Consider the following 13458-nt stretch of genomic DNA (forward strand, 5'->3'; position numbering starts at 1 on the left):
TTTGCAACGTCTACCTGACGAGGCCTTTATGACCAGCCGCCTGAACCCCGATGACCAACAGCATGTCGAAGAGTACCTGCAACTCTCCCAGAACAGAGTCGAGCGCAAGCCTTTCAGGCCGTGGCTGCTCCTCGTTGTGGTGCTGGCGGCCGTGATCGGGCTGGGCCTGCTGAGTCGCCTTCTGAGTTACCTGACGCTATGAGCTGCCTGGCGCTCGCGGGGGTAACTGCTCCGATTTCTTTTAGCCTTGCGAGATATCCCCATGACCCATCGTATTATTATCGTCGGCGGCGGCGCCGGCGGCCTGGAGTTGGCTACCCGCCTGGGTAAGACTCTGGGCAAGCGCGGCACGGCCAGCATCACGCTGGTGGACGCCAACCTCACCCACATCTGGAAGCCTCTGTTGCACGAGGTGGCTGCCGGCTCCCTGAACTCATCGGAAGACGAACTCAATTATGTCGCCCAGGCGAAATGGAACCACTTCGAGTTCCAGCTGGGGCGCATGAGCGGGCTTGACCGTGAGCAGAAGAAAATCCAGCTGGCCGCCACCCTCGATGAAGAAGGCCGTGAACTGGTACCTGCACGCGTGCTGAGCTACGACAGCCTGGTGATCGCGGTCGGCAGCACCACCAACGACTTCGGCACCGAAGGCGCGGCGCAGCACTGCCTGTTCCTCGACACGCGCAAACAGGCCGAGCGCTTCCACCAACAACTGCTCAACCACTACCTGCGCGCCCATGCCGGGCAAACCGACGTGGAAGAGAAAATCAGTGTCGCCATCGTCGGCGCCGGTGCAACCGGTGTTGAACTGGCCGCCGAGCTGCACAACGCCGCGCACGAACTGGCCGCCTATGGCCTGGACCGCATCAAGCCGGAAAACATGCACATCACCCTGATCGAAGCCGGCCCACGGGTGCTGCCTGCCCTGCCGGAGCGTATCGGCGGGCCTGTGCATAAAACCCTGGAAAAGCTCGGCGTGACCGTGCTGACCAACTCAGCGGTCAGTGAAGTGACGGCTGACGCCCTGATCACCAGCAGCGGCCAGGTCATTCCCGCCAGCCTCAAGGTATGGGCGGCCGGCATTCGTGCACCGGGGTTCCTCAAGGACATCGACGGCCTGGAAACCAACCGCATCAACCAACTGCAAGTGTTGCCGACCCTGCAGACCACTCGCGATGAAAACATCTTTGCCTTTGGCGACTGCGCCGCCTGCCCGCAACCGGGCACCGACCGCAATGTTCCGCCACGCGCCCAGGCGGCTCACCAGCAGGCATCGTTGCTGGCCAAGTCGCTGAAACTGCGCATCGAGGGCAAGGACCTGCCGACTTACAAGTACACCGACTACGGCTCGCTGATCTCGCTGTCGCGGTTCTCGGCGGTGGGTAACCTGATGGGCAACCTCACCGGCAGCGTGATGCTGGAGGGCTGGCTGGCGCGGATGTTCTACGTGTCGTTGTACCGCATGCACCAGATGGCACTGTACGGGTTCTTCCGCACGGCCATGCTGATGCTGGGCAGCAAGATTGGGCGCGGGACCGAGCCACGCCTGAAACTCCACTAACAGCGCAAACCAGTGTGGGAGCGGGATTGCTCGCGAAAGCAGTGTGTCAGACAGTACATCTGTCACTGATCCGCCGCATTCGCGAGCAAGCCCGCTCCCACATTTGCCCAGCAGTCAGTTCAGAAATCGTGAGCAAAAAAATCCCCGTATCTTTCGATACGAGGATTTTTAATATGGTCGGGGTAAGGGGATTCGAACTCCTGACATCCTGCTCCCAAAGCAGGCGCGCTACCGGACTGCGCTATACCCCGGTAAAAAAAAGGCGACCTTTCAGTCGCCTTCTTCGATCAGCGCTTTTGGCCTCTGATCTTAAGATTCGATTCCAGCGTTAACTGGTTTCAAAAATGGTGGGTCGTGTGGGATTCGAACCTACGACCAATTGGTTAAAAGCCAACTGCTCTACCAACTGAGCTAACGACCCAAATATGGTCGGGGTAGGGGGATTCGAACTCCCGACATCCTGCTCCCAAAGCAGGCGCGCTACCGGACTGCGCTATACCCCGATTTTGAAATTGGCTCCGTGACCAGGACTCGAACCTGGGACCCAATGATTAACAGTCATTTGCTCTACCGACTGAGCTATCACGGAACTACATATTTCAAATTACTGCGTTACTGCTTACTACCTTCTCTTTGACTTGCCCGTATCGCTACGTTCATGTCTCTGAGGCGCGCTATTCTACAATCTTAAAAACCCCTGTCAACCCTTTAAATTGCTTTTAAGACAATGATTTGCGCTTGTTTCTGATTTCTTCTTGGGGAGAAGAAACCCGTGGGCTGACGTTGCTGCGGGGCGCACTTTACAAGCCTTTGCCTTACAGTTCAACGCCCTATCGAAAAAAAAGGCCCCGCAATGCGGGGCCTTCTCTTATTTGCCTGCAAACCGGGCTCAGTGGAAGACGATCTCGTCGTTTTCCACGGTTGCCTCGACGCTGGTGCCCGGCATGAAGCTGCCCGACAGGATCAACTGGGCCAGCGGGTTTTCGATCCAACGTTGAATCGCACGTTTCAAAGGCCGTGCGCCATACACCGGGTCGTAACCCACCGCGATCAGCTTGTCCAACGCCTCGCTGCTGAGCACCAGGTCCAGCTCGCGCTCCGCCAGCCGGCCACGCAGGCGACCCAGCTGGATCTCGGTGATGCCCGCGATCTGATCCCGCGCCAACGGCTCGAAGATCACCACTTCATCGACCCGGTTGATGAATTCCGGGCGGAAGTGACTGGTCAGCGCGTCCATCACGGCCGCACGCTGGCCTTCACGATCACCCACCAGCTCCTGGATCTGCGCGGAGCCCAGGTTGGAGGTCATCACGATCACCGTATTGCGAAAGTCCACAGTACGCCCGTGGCTGTCCGTCAGGCGACCATCTTCCAGCACTTGCAGCAGGATGTTGAACACATCCGGATGCGCCTTCTCGACCTCATCCAGCAAGATCACCGAGTAAGGCTTGCGCCGCACGGCTTCGGTCAGGTAACCGCCCTCTTCATAGCCCACATAGCCTGGTGGTGCGCCGATCAGGCGAGCCACCGAGTGTTTCTCCATGAATTCGGACATGTCGATCCGTACCATGGCCTCTTCTGTATCAAAGAGGAACTCGGCGAGGGCCTTGCACAGCTCGGTCTTGCCCACGCCGGTCGGGCCGAGGAACATGAACGAGCCGCTTGGCCGGTTCGGGTCGGACAAGCCGGCCCGGGAACGCCGCACCGCGTTGGCCACCGCCACCACCGCCTCTTCCTGGCCGATCACGCGTTGGTGCAACAGGCTTTCCATCTTCAGCAGCTTGTCGCGCTCGCCTTCAAGCATTTTCGACACAGGAATGCCGGTCCACTTCGAGACAACTTCGGCGATTTCTTCCTCGGTCACCTTGCTGCGCAGCAGTTGGTTCTCGCTGTGACCGTGCTGGTCGACCATCTGCAGGCTGCGCTCCAGGTCCGGGATCACCCCGTACTGCAACTCGGCCATGCGGTTCAGGTCGCCTTTACGGCGTGCGGCTTCCAGCTCCTGGCGGGACTGCTCGATTTTCTGCTGGATCTGCGCAGAGCCCTGCACTTCGGCTTTTTCCGAGGTCCAGATTTCTTCCAGGTCCGAATACTCACGCTCCAGGCGCACGATTTCTTCCTGGAGTTTTTCCAGGCGTTTCTTCGCCGCCTCGTCCTCTTCTTTCTTCAGGGCCTGGGACTCAACTTTCAGTTGAATCAGGCGCCGATCCAGACGGTCGAGCACTTCCGGCTTGGAGTCGATCTCCATGCGGATACGGCTGGCCGCTTCGTCGATCAGGTCGATGGCCTTGTCGGGCAACTGACGGTCAGTGATGTAGCGGTGGCTCAATTTGGCCGCCGCAATGATCGCACCGTCGGTGATCGCCACCTTGTGGTGGACCTCATACCGCTCTTTCAGGCCACGCAGGATCGCGATGGTGTCTTCTTCGCTCGGCTCTTCCACCAGCACTTTCTGGAAGCGACGCTCAAGGGCCGCATCCTTTTCAATGTACTGACGGTACTCGTTGAGCGTCGTGGCACCCACGCAGTGCAACTCGCCCCGCGCCAGCGCCGGCTTGAGCATGTTGCCCGCATCCATGGAGCCTTCGCCTTTACCGGCGCCGACCATGGTGTGCAGCTCGTCGATAAACAGAATGATCTGCCCTTCCTGCTTTGACAGCTCATTAAGCAGGGATTTGAGCCGCTCTTCGAACTCACCACGGAACTTGGCACCCGCGATCAACGCCCCCATGTCCAGGGACAGCAGGCGCTTGCCTTTAAGGCCGTCCGGCACTTCACCATTGATGATGCGCTGGGCCAGGCCTTCGGCAATTGCGGTTTTACCCACGCCTGGCTCACCGATCAGCACCGGGTTGTTCTTGGTGCGGCGTTGCAGTACCTGGATGGTGCGACGAATTTCATCGTCACGGCCGATCACCGGGTCGAGCTTGCCCTCTTCGGCACGCTTGGTCAGGTCGACGGTGTATTTGTCGAGGGCCTGGCGCGACTCCTCATGGTTAGGGTCGTTTACCGCGTCGCCGCCACGCAGGTTGTTGATGGCATTTTCCAGGGCTTTCTTGCTCACGCCCTGGCCCAGCAACAATTTGCCGAGCTTGCTGTTCTCGTCCATGGCGGCGAGCAGCACCAGTTCGCTGGAAATGAACTGGTCACCTTTCTGCTGCGCCAGGCGGTCGGCCTGGTTGAGCAGGCGCGCCAATTCCTGCGACATATTCACGTCGCCGGTCGGATTTTGGATTTTCGGCAGTTGGTCGAGCTCTTTGCTCAACTCCTTGCGCAGGCTGTTGACGTCGAAGCCCACCTGCATCAACAAGGGCTTGATAGAACCACCTTGCTGCTCCAGGAGCGCCTGCATCAAGTGCGCAGGCTCGATGGCCGGGTGGTCGAGGCCCACCGCCAAGGATTGAGAGTCAGACAGTGCCAACTGCAATTTGCTGGTTAAACGATCAATACGCATTAGTCACCTTCCTTTTGAGCAGGCCGGAGCTATAAAACATCCTGAATGAAGAAACCTGCCAGATACCCTTATAGATGGGGTGGATTCTGGGAGTTTCAAGCGACAGACAGTTGACGCAGATCAGATGAGTCTAGCGTTCCAGCCAGACAAGGGAGGCAAACCGACCGGTGCGAGGGCTGCGGCGGTAAGAAAAGAAGCGCGGGTCGGTCACGGTGCAGAAGCCGCCGCCATACACCGCCGTGACGCCGTGTGCGGCAAGGCGCAGGCGAGCCAGTTGATAGATGTCGGCCATGAACTTGCCGGGGTTGCGGCTGGGCACGAAGGCCTCAGCGGTAATCGGCAGTTGCTGCATGAAGGCCTCACGCACTTCCGGACCCACTTCAAAGGCTTGCGGGCCAATGGCCGGGCCGAGCCAGACCAGCACTTCGCCGGGTTCAGCCTCCAGGCTGTCGAAAGCGGCTTCCAGCACGCCTGCCGCCAGGCCACGCCAACCGGCGTGAGCCGCCGCTACGCGGGTGCCCGCGCGGTTGCAGAACAACGCGGGCAGGCAATCGGCAGTCATCGATGCGCAGGCAACGCCTGGGGTGCTGGTCCAACTGGCATCGGCTTCGACGGTGCGAGCCGGGTCTGCCTCGACCACGTTCACGCCGTGAACCTGGCGCAGCCAGGCCGGCTGGATATCGAAGGCATCACTGAGACGAAGGCGGTTCTCAAGGACAGCCTCAAGGTCATCCTCGACATGATCACCCAGGTTAAGGCTGTCGAACGGCGCCAGGCTGACGCCGCCCGCACGGGTAGTGACGCAGGCTTTCACCCGAGCCGGCGCGGGCCAGTCAGGAATCAGCCAGTCACTCATCCGATAAACGCCTCGCGATCCTGCTTGAGCAACGACAGCAACCAGACCAGATCGTCTGGCAAAGGCGATTCCCAGCTCATGCGCTTACCGCTCGTCGGATGGTCCAGCTCCAGGAAGCGTGCATGCAGTGCCTGGCGCGGGAAGTTTTTCAGCGATTCAACCATGGTCGCACTGGCCGCTGGCGGAATACGGAAGCGGCCACCGTAGGCCGGGTCCCCCACCAGCGGGAAGTTGATGTGGGCCATGTGCACGCGAATCTGGTGGGTACGGCCGGTTTCCAGCTTGACCCGCACGTGAGTGTGGGAGCGGAAGCGTTCGAGCACGCGGTAGTGGCTGACGGCCTGCTTGCCGCCTTCCATCACCGCCATACGCTGGCGCTGCTGGCCGTGGCGACCGATCGGGGCGTTGATCTTGCCACCCGCCACCACCACGCCGATCACGATGCACTCGTAGATCCGGCTGACGCTGCGGCTCTGCAATTGTGTGACCAACTGCGTCTGCGCCTGGATGGTCTTGGCCACCACCATCAAACCGGTGGTGTCCTTGTCCAGGCGGTGCACGATGCCGCAACGCGGTACGTTGATGATGTCCGGCACGTGGTGCAACAGGGCATTGAGCAAGGTGCCATCAGCGTGCCCGGCTGCCGGGTGAACCACCAGGCCTGCGGGTTTGTTGATGACCAGGATGTCGTCGTCTTCATAGACGATATCCAGCTCGATGTCCTGGGCAACCCATTCTCCCTGGGCTTCCTGCTCGGCAGTCAGCTCAAGAATCGCACCACCATGGACTATGTCTCGCGGGCGGATAACCGCTCCATCCACAGTCAGGCGGCCGTCTTTGATCCAGGCGGAAAGGCGCGAGCGCGAGTGCTCAGCGAATAATTGTGCGGCGACTTGATCGAGGCGTTGGCCGCCCAATTCGGACGGCACCTCTGCGCGAAGTTCAATTTTATCGGACATGCTCAGACTAGGCGTGGCACAGCCTTTGGTTTCGGCTGCGCGCTTGTGGTTAAATACGGCGTCTTTTGCCCCGAGGCTTTCAACGGGGCGCTCATCATAACAGGACGGCCCCGCCCAAGACAGCGGCCGTCATAGGGACGCAAGCCGCCATGCAAGTGAAACACCTGCTGCTGATCGCCATCCTCGCCATGACTGCTGCTTGCTCGTCAACAAAGGAAGTCGTCGACGAAAACCTGAGCGAAGTCGAGTTGTACCAACTGGCTCAGAAAGACTTGGACAATAATAGCTACACCAGCGCCACAGCCAAGCTGAAGGCCCTGGAGTCGCGCTATCCGTTCGGGCGCTACGCCGACCAGGCCCAGCTCGAGCTGATCTACGCCAACTACAAGAACGCCGAGCCGGAAGCTGCCAAGTCCGCCGCCGAGCGTTTTATCCGCCTGCACCCTCAGCACCCGAACGTGGACTACGCCTACTACATGAAGGGCCTGACCTCGTTCGACCAGGACGTTGGCCTGCTGGCGCGCTTCCTGCCACTGGACATGACCAAGCGTGACCCGGGTGCCGCCCGCGACTCCTACAACGAGTTCGCCCAGCTGACCAGCCGCTACCCGAACAGCCGCTACGCGCCAGACGCCAAGCAGCGCATGATCTACCTGCGCAACCTGCTGGCTTCCTACGAAATCCACGTAGCCCACTACTACCTGACCCGCCAGGCCTATGTCGCTGCCGCCAACCGTGGCCGTTATGTCGTGGAAAACTTCCAGGAAACCCCTTCCGTGGGTGATGGCCTGGCCGTGATGACCGAGGCTTACCAGCGCCTGCACCTGGACGCCCTGGCGGCCACCAGCCTGGAAACCCTCAAACTCAACTACCCGGATCACCCAAGCCTGAAAGACGGTCAATTCGTGCCTCAGGTTGCCGAAGCGGACAACCGTTCGTGGCTGAGCAAATACACTCTGGGCCTGATCGAGTCCCGTCCACCGCTGCCGCCGGGCGAAACCCGCGCCAACCAGGACGTGATGAAGCAGTTCCAGGACGCCAAGGATGCAATCCCTTCGGACCTCAAGCCGCATGATGAAAATGGCGACGTGATTGAAGAAGAGACGCCGCAGGCCCTGGGCAACAACGAGGACCGTTCGTGGTTCAGCTACATGACCTTCGGTGTGTTCGACTGATACGTCGGCGCAACGCAAAAGGGAGCCCTTAGGGGCTCCCTTTTTAATGGGCAAGCATTATTGCGCTGTGCGCCTGCCACGTCCTTGGCTAAACTGGCGCATTCCCTGTCGAGAAACTGCCCATCATGGTTCGTCTACTGTTCTGGATTGCCGTTATTGCTGCCGCGGTATGGTTCTGGCGCAAATTCAAAAGCCCGGCCGCCAAGCAGCAAAGAGCCAGCGAACCCGACGCAGCCCTGATGGTGCGCTGCGCCCACTGCGGCGTGCACCTGCCGCAGGACCGCGCCCTGAGCTCACGCCAGGAGTGGTACTGCACCCAGGCGCATCTTGAGCAAGGCCCGAAGTCTATCCAGCGCTGAGCCGGCCTTCTGGTGCATAAGGCGCCGGATCAATGATTGGCGCACGCTCCAGCAACAAATCAGCAAACAGCTGGCACGACGCGGGGGCAAGCACCAGGCCATTGCGGTAATGCCCGCAGTTGAGCCAAAGCCCGTCAAGTCCGGGCACCTTTCCGATGTAAGGGATGCCTTCGGGTGAACCAGGACGCAATCCGGCCCAATGCCCCACCACTTCGGCATTCGCCAGCGCGGGAATCAACTCAACCGCTGAAGCCTTGAGGCTTTCAAGCGCCACGTCGGTCGGGGTCTTGTCGAACCCTTCATGCTCCAGCGTACTGCCGATCAGAATATGCCCGTCGCGCCGAGGGATCGCGTAGCGCCCCTTGGCCAGGACCATGCTCGACAGGAAGTCCGAAGCGCACTTGTACAGGATCATCTGGCCCTTGACCGGCTCAACGGGCAGCGACAGGCCCAGCTTGCCCAGCAACTCGCCACTCCAGGCCCCTGCCGCCAGCACGACCTGATCGCCAAGAACCGGCCCCGTCGCCGTTTCCACCCCCACTACCCTGCCGCCTTCCAGGACAAAACCCGCCACTTCGCACTGCTCATGCACCGTAACACCGGGCAGCGCCAACAGCGCCGCCTTCAGGGATTTGACCAGGCGCGGGTTGCGTACGTTAGCGACGTCAGCCATGTAGATCGCCTGCGAGTAACCGCCACCCAGCACCGGAACCGCGTCATGGGCCTCCGACACATCCACCTTGCTCAATGGCCGGCCTTCACGGGCTGCCCACGCCAGGGCATCCGCCTCATCATCCAGGTCGAGCCAGTAAAGGCCCGTGGTGTGAACCTCGGGGTCAATGCCCGTGGCGGCAAACAGCCGTTGCGCCAACTGTGGATAAAAGTCCTGGGACCAATGGGCCAACGCGGTGACTGCCGGGCTGTAGCGCCACGGATACAGCGGAGAAACAATGCCGCCCCCTGCCCATGACGATTCCTGCCCAAGGCCACAGCGCTCCAGCAATACCACCGCCTGCCCCTGGCTGGCCAGGTTGAACGCCGTCAACAACCCGATCACGCCACCGCCGACAATCACCACTTGTTGTTGCTTAGCCATCATTTGATCCAGCCGAAAAAAAGGGAAAAGCGCCCCAGGCGCCCACGCATGCCGTACGCTCATCATTGCCCCCAGCACGCCTTGCGCGATTGCCCGGATGCTGCGCCAGGGTTGCTTCGCTCCCCCGTACTGGTCAGCTGGAACGCTGCGCAGGGATCACCCGCCATGACAGCATCGGCGACAGGTATGGCTACCAGGTTGAAATCCTGAGGGTTCAATACAGCGTCGATTCTATAGCGATCATTACCTGCACTGATGCCGTTTGCATCAATAAAAGTGCCGTTTCTCGTATAAAACCGCTCAAGGTGATGGGCCTGCTCGATGAGCAACGCAACGATTTCTGCGCGATAGACCTTTTTCACATGGCGGGTATACCCGGGGTAAGCGATAGCGGCCAACAACGCGATAATCGTCACCGCCACCAATAACTCGAACAGGGTAAACCCTTGGCAATCCTTGCCCATATTAAACACTCCTTATTGAAGTTGCCGCCACAAAACCCGCCTGAAGCGCGGGCTCGCGCCCTCGTCGAAACGAGCAAACACCGACTCCAGCACCGTGCGCGACTGACCACTGAACCCCACTGCTGTCACGCGGAACAGCGCAGCAGGCGTCAGTGGCGGCAAACGCGCCAGCCCCACACCCAGCCCTATCGATTGAACGCCGTAAAGCCCTCCGCTCACCGCCACCCAGGAGACCGCTGAAACCGGATTCGTCCCCGCCCCCACCACCGAGACGGACTCGCTCGGCGGCGCGCAGGTGATGATCGAGTGGCAGAGCGGCAACGTGCCCCCTGCCCGCTGGACAATCGACTCACCCACCCACAGGCCGCTTTCCGCACTTTGAAACGATTGATTGCGGTGCCAGGCACTGCCCGCCATTTTCTGCTGGGACATCGCCCCCCGCATCGATGACAAACCGACCAAGGACAACAACAGTAAAAACACCAGGCTGATCAGCAACACCAGGCCCGCCTGCCGCGAATAAAAGCCACCACTCACCCTCATGATCGCCCTACCCCAACCGGTTACGCAGCGCCGCCACGACGCTGTAGGTTTGATCCTTTACACGCCCCGTCGGATCTCGCAGCGTGAGGAGCAGCCGAACACTGCGTATCAGCGATTCGTCGGCCGGGCTGGCGTCATAGCGCACCACGGGCAAAGAATCCTGACTGGCTGCCAGACCAAAACTGATGTCGAAGGCCAGCACGTTATCCACCAGCACCGCCTTGGCCGGCGCCGCAGGTGTGCTGACCTTCAACTGTCCGCCCTCAAAGGTGTAAGTCAGCTGGCGCATGGCAAACCGGATCTGCCCGGGCGCCGGGGTTGGCGCCGCCCCGACATAGGCCTGGGCAGTCCCGGTACAGTCGGAGAGCACCGTCCAATCGGGCTTGCCACCGCCCTCCCCGACATCGGCGGTGACCACCGTCAATGACCTTGCATCGCCCGCTGTACTCCAACTGACAGGGTGATCGAACGCCGGCGGGACGTTATCGATAAAGGCTGGCGCGAGGCAGCCGAACATGCCGGCAAGTCGAATATCCTGAACCATCTTGCCCAGGACAAACCGCGCATCATCCTGAAGCACCATGGCCGCCTGCTGGCTGGCCTGGGTAGCCCGGGTGCTGATCATCACCTGACTTATCCCCAGCACCATCACCAGCCCGACGGCCAGGGCGATCAGCAACTCCACCAGGCTGAATCCCCTGGCCGAACCGCTCATGGCGCCACCCGCGGTTCGCTGCCAATGCGACTGGTCAAGGTGAAGGTCTCCCGTGCTCCAGGGCGGTGAGTACCGCGACTGTCCTCCCAGGTGATACTGACGGTCACTTCATTGGCGTTGATCGTTACCGAACCTTTTGCACTTTTGCCGGCAAAGCCGAGGATATTGGCTTCGAAATCGTGCAGGTCCACATCACGTACGTTGGCCCCAGCGATGCTCGCCGGAGCACGCTCGTCCTGGCCCCAGGCGTAATCGGCCCCCGCATTTGCACGAATACGATCCAGCATGTCATAGGCGATGAAACTGGCTTGGCTGGTCATCCTTGAGCTGTCGGTGTACTTGAGCGCATTGAGTTGCATGACCGCAGCCCCCAGCAGGCCGATAGCGAGTATCAGCACCGCCACGAGCACCTCGATCAACGTCATGCCGGCTTGGCGCCGGGGCAAAATGCTTGGAAACAATAGGTTCGGGCAGGTAAGCATTACCGTCGTCGTCCATGTCGAAGGCCAAAAAAAGCAGGGCATTCCTGCTGTGCGGGCCAAGACTAGCGCCGGTTTTTGCCTGGCGCTGCTCCCGGAACAAAGGGAAATACTTTGGACATAAAGGCCATCACTTACCCCCCAATACCCGGGGCTATACCTACCTCTGCAACGTTAACGTTCGCCGCGTCCATGGAGGGACGGCACATGACCCAACGAGGTTTTTCCCTGATCGAACTGCTGCTCAGTCTGGTCCTGAGCGGCCTTCTGGCGCACCTTGCCGTGCCTGGTTTCAAAGGTTTGCTTGAGTCGCAACAACGACAAAGCGCCGCGCACTCCTTGACTGCCGGGCTGCGCTACGCGCGCACCGAGGCCATTTCACGCAATCACGCGGTGATCATTCACGCACGGGAAGAGGACTGGAGCCGGGGTTGGCGGGTCATTCTGGATGTCAGCGGGCGCGGGCAACTGGACGATGACAACCCGGTACTGCTGGAACAGCAGGACGATGGTCGAGTGCCCATCGTGGGAAATGGGCCAGTCAAGCACGAGGTCCGCTTCAACGGGCTGGGCGAACCGGTATTTTCAGGCGGCGGGTTTCGAGCCGGTACTGTGCACGTATGCGCCGCCGACCAGGCGCAGAGCCTGTATCAGGTAGTGCTGGCACCCAGTGGGCGCATCAGCCTGCGCAGCGAAGCCGCCGAGCAGGCGCTGTGCCGGAGCAGCTCCGACATCCTGGCACTCAGAGCAGCGAGCGAACCCGCAGCTCCTTGGGCATGGAGAAGGTGATGTTCTCTTCGCGCCCGGCCAGTTCATCGGCACCAGTGGCGCCCCATGCGTGCAACTGCTGGATGACACCACGCACCAGCACTTCCGGCGCCGAGGCGCCGGCGGTGATGCCGATACGCTCGACACCCTCGAACCAGCTGCGTTGCAGGTCTTCGGCACCGTCGATCAGATACGCCGGTGTTGCCATACGTTCAGCCAGCTCACGTAGGCGGTTGGAGTTGGAGCTGTTGGGGCTACCCACCACCAGGACCACGTCGCACTCATTGGCCAGTTGCTTGACCGCGTCCTGGCGGTTTTGCGTGGCGTAGCAGATGTCGTCCTTGCGCGGCCCACCGATAGCCGGGAAACGACTGCGCAGCGCATCGATCACGCGACTGGTGTCGTCCATGGACAAGGTGGTCTGGGTCACGAACGCCAGGCGCTCGGGGTTATGCACCTGGAGGTTGGCGACGTCTTTTTCGTCTTCCACCAGGTAGATAGCGCCGCCATTGCTGGCATCGTACTGGCCCATGGTGCCTTCGACTTCCGGGTGGCCGGCGTGACCGATCAGAATGCACTCGCGGCCATCACGGCTGTAGCGCGCGACTTCGATGTGCACCTTGGTGACCAATGGGCAGGTGGCATCGAAGACTTTCAGGCCACGGCCTGCCGCTTCGGTACGCACCGCCTGGGAAACGCCGTGGGCGCTGAAAATGACGATCACGTCGTCCGGCACCTGGTCCAACTCTTCGACAAAGATGGCGCCGCGTGCGCGCAGGTCTTCGACCACGAATTTGTTGTGGACGACTTCATGGCGCACATAGATCGGCGGCCCGAAGACTTCCAGGGCGCGGTTGACGATTTCGATCGCCCGGTCCACGCCGGCGCAGAAGCCACGGGGGTTGGCGAGTTTGATTTGCATGCTGTGCCTCGTGTCTTGCTGGGCAAGAAGTTGGATCAATTCGGGCCCCTGCGAGCGCCGAATCCTGTAGGAGCCGGCTTGCCGGCGATACCATCACCGCGGTGAAA

Annotated in this window: 14 protein-coding genes and 4 tRNA genes; 5 read left to right on the top strand and 13 right to left on the bottom strand. The window is 60.7% G+C overall.

The window, feature by feature from the left end; genetic code table 11:
* Nucleotides 1-28 precede the first annotated feature (28 nt).
* Complete coding sequence (locus HX803_RS04045) at nucleotides 29-202, top strand: DUF3094 family protein (RefSeq protein WP_176995149.1); 174 nt, start codon at nucleotides 29-31, stop codon at nucleotides 200-202.
* Nucleotides 203-262: 60 nt separating this feature from the next.
* Nucleotides 263-1561, top strand: a complete 1299-nt coding sequence (locus tag HX803_RS04050; RefSeq protein WP_176995150.1) for an NAD(P)/FAD-dependent oxidoreductase — start codon at nucleotides 263-265, stop codon at nucleotides 1559-1561.
* Between the two features lie 174 nt (nucleotides 1562-1735).
* Here HX803_RS04050 and HX803_RS04055 read toward each other — a convergent pair.
* From HX803_RS04055 to rluD, 7 genes are all read right to left on the bottom strand, one after another.
* Nucleotides 1736-1812 (bottom strand) — tRNA-Pro (locus HX803_RS04055).
* Between the two features lie 94 nt (nucleotides 1813-1906).
* A tRNA-Lys gene (locus HX803_RS04060) sits at nucleotides 1907-1982 on the bottom strand.
* Nucleotides 1983-1987: 5 nt separating this feature from the next.
* Nucleotides 1988-2064: transfer RNA gene (locus HX803_RS04065), tRNA-Pro, on the bottom strand.
* Between the two features lie 10 nt (nucleotides 2065-2074).
* Nucleotides 2075-2150: transfer RNA gene (locus HX803_RS04070), tRNA-Asn, on the bottom strand.
* A 300-nt stretch (nucleotides 2151-2450) separates the two neighbouring features.
* On the bottom strand, nucleotides 2451-5015 hold the full coding sequence (gene clpB, locus HX803_RS04075) for an ATP-dependent chaperone ClpB (RefSeq protein ID WP_178919150.1): 2565 nt from the start codon (nucleotides 5013-5015) through the stop codon (nucleotides 2451-2453).
* 130 nt (nucleotides 5016-5145) lie between these two features.
* Nucleotides 5146-5871 carry a peptidoglycan editing factor PgeF gene (gene pgeF, locus HX803_RS04080; RefSeq protein WP_178919152.1) on the bottom strand — a complete coding sequence of 242 codons (726 nt, stop codon included), beginning with the start codon at nucleotides 5869-5871 and terminating at the stop codon, nucleotides 5146-5148.
* Nucleotides 5868-6830: a 23S rRNA pseudouridine(1911/1915/1917) synthase RluD gene (gene rluD / locus HX803_RS04085; protein WP_105697438.1), complete on the bottom strand. Its 963-nt coding sequence runs from the start codon at nucleotides 6828-6830 to the stop codon at nucleotides 5868-5870. Before rluD ends, pgeF begins: the two co-directional genes overlap by 4 nt.
* A gap of 149 nt (nucleotides 6831-6979) precedes the next feature.
* Here rluD and HX803_RS04090 point away from each other — a divergent pair, with 149 nt between their 5' ends.
* Complete coding sequence (locus HX803_RS04090; RefSeq protein ID WP_178919153.1) at nucleotides 6980-8005, top strand: outer membrane protein assembly factor BamD; 1026 nt, start codon at nucleotides 6980-6982, stop codon at nucleotides 8003-8005.
* 125 nt (nucleotides 8006-8130) lie between these two features.
* Nucleotides 8131-8364 (top strand): PP0621 family protein, encoded by a 234-nt coding sequence (locus tag HX803_RS04095; RefSeq protein ID WP_178919156.1) that lies wholly within the window; start codon nucleotides 8131-8133, stop codon nucleotides 8362-8364.
* Here the strand turns inward: HX803_RS04095 and thiO are convergent.
* From thiO to pilV, 5 genes are all read right to left on the bottom strand, one after another.
* A complete protein-coding gene (thiO, locus tag HX803_RS04100; RefSeq protein WP_178919157.1) occupies nucleotides 8351-9460 on the bottom strand; it encodes a glycine oxidase ThiO in 1110 nt (369 codons plus the stop codon). The two genes, HX803_RS04095 and thiO, sit on opposite strands and share 14 nt — an antisense overlap.
* Nucleotides 9461-9522: 62 nt before the next feature.
* A complete protein-coding gene (locus tag HX803_RS04105) occupies nucleotides 9523-9924 on the bottom strand; it encodes a type IV pilin protein (RefSeq protein ID WP_178919159.1) in 402 nt (133 codons plus the stop codon).
* 12 nt (nucleotides 9925-9936) lie between these two features.
* Nucleotides 9937-10467 carry a PilX N-terminal domain-containing pilus assembly protein gene (locus tag HX803_RS04110; RefSeq protein ID WP_178919161.1) on the bottom strand — a complete coding sequence of 177 codons (531 nt, stop codon included), beginning with the start codon at nucleotides 10465-10467 and terminating at the stop codon, nucleotides 9937-9939.
* 7 nt (nucleotides 10468-10474) lie between these two features.
* Nucleotides 10475-11182, bottom strand: coding sequence for a PilW family protein (locus tag HX803_RS04115; RefSeq protein WP_178919163.1), 708 nt, complete (start codon nucleotides 11180-11182; stop codon nucleotides 10475-10477).
* Entirely contained in the window at nucleotides 11179-11664 is a 486-nt protein-coding gene (gene pilV / locus HX803_RS04120; RefSeq protein ID WP_178919165.1) for a type IV pilus modification protein PilV, read from the bottom strand. Before pilV ends, HX803_RS04115 begins: the two co-directional genes overlap by 4 nt.
* Nucleotides 11665-11868: 204 nt before the next feature.
* Between pilV and HX803_RS04125 the strand changes: the two genes are divergently transcribed.
* Nucleotides 11869-12450: a GspH/FimT family protein gene (locus HX803_RS04125; RefSeq protein WP_178919168.1), complete on the top strand. Its 582-nt coding sequence runs from the start codon at nucleotides 11869-11871 to the stop codon at nucleotides 12448-12450.
* Here the strand turns inward: HX803_RS04125 and ispH are convergent.
* Entirely contained in the window at nucleotides 12404-13351 is a 948-nt protein-coding gene (gene ispH / locus HX803_RS04130; protein ID WP_178919169.1) for a 4-hydroxy-3-methylbut-2-enyl diphosphate reductase, read from the bottom strand. The two genes, HX803_RS04125 and ispH, sit on opposite strands and share 47 nt — an antisense overlap.
* Between the last annotated feature and the right edge of the window lie 107 nt (nucleotides 13352-13458).

Origin of the sequence: Pseudomonas sp. P7548 (assembly GCF_013386585.1) — a bacterium.
In the GTDB taxonomy this organism is placed as follows: Bacteria; Pseudomonadota; Gammaproteobacteria; order Pseudomonadales; family Pseudomonadaceae; genus Aquipseudomonas.

Excerpts from the sequence above, each read along its gene's own strand:
- HX803_RS04045 (WP_176995149.1), top strand. The coding sequence starts at position 29 with ATGACCAGCCGCCTGAACCCCGATGACCAACAGCATGTCGAAGAGTAC.
- HX803_RS04050 (WP_176995150.1), top strand. The coding sequence starts at position 263 with ATGACCCATCGTATTATTATCGTCGGCGGCGGCGCCGGCGGCCTGGAG.
- clpB (WP_178919150.1), bottom strand. The coding sequence starts at position 5,015 with ATGCGTATTGATCGTTTAACCAGCAAATTGCAGTTGGCACTGTCTGAC.
- pgeF (WP_178919152.1), bottom strand. The coding sequence starts at position 5,871 with ATGAGTGACTGGCTGATTCCTGACTGGCCCGCGCCGGCTCGGGTGAAA.
- rluD (WP_105697438.1), bottom strand. The coding sequence starts at position 6,830 with ATGTCCGATAAAATTGAACTTCGCGCAGAGGTGCCGTCCGAATTGGGC.
- HX803_RS04090 (WP_178919153.1), top strand. The coding sequence starts at position 6,980 with ATGCAAGTGAAACACCTGCTGCTGATCGCCATCCTCGCCATGACTGCT.
- HX803_RS04095 (WP_178919156.1), top strand. The coding sequence starts at position 8,131 with ATGGTTCGTCTACTGTTCTGGATTGCCGTTATTGCTGCCGCGGTATGG.
- thiO (WP_178919157.1), bottom strand. The coding sequence starts at position 9,460 with ATGGCTAAGCAACAACAAGTGGTGATTGTCGGCGGTGGCGTGATCGGG.
- HX803_RS04105 (WP_178919159.1), bottom strand. The coding sequence starts at position 9,924 with ATGGGCAAGGATTGCCAAGGGTTTACCCTGTTCGAGTTATTGGTGGCG.
- HX803_RS04110 (WP_178919161.1), bottom strand. The coding sequence starts at position 10,467 with ATGAGGGTGAGTGGTGGCTTTTATTCGCGGCAGGCGGGCCTGGTGTTG.
- HX803_RS04115 (WP_178919163.1), bottom strand. The coding sequence starts at position 11,182 with ATGAGCGGTTCGGCCAGGGGATTCAGCCTGGTGGAGTTGCTGATCGCC.
- pilV (WP_178919165.1), bottom strand. The coding sequence starts at position 11,664 with ATGCTTACCTGCCCGAACCTATTGTTTCCAAGCATTTTGCCCCGGCGC.
- HX803_RS04125 (WP_178919168.1), top strand. The coding sequence starts at position 11,869 with ATGACCCAACGAGGTTTTTCCCTGATCGAACTGCTGCTCAGTCTGGTC.
- ispH (WP_178919169.1), bottom strand. The coding sequence starts at position 13,351 with ATGCAAATCAAACTCGCCAACCCCCGTGGCTTCTGCGCCGGCGTGGAC.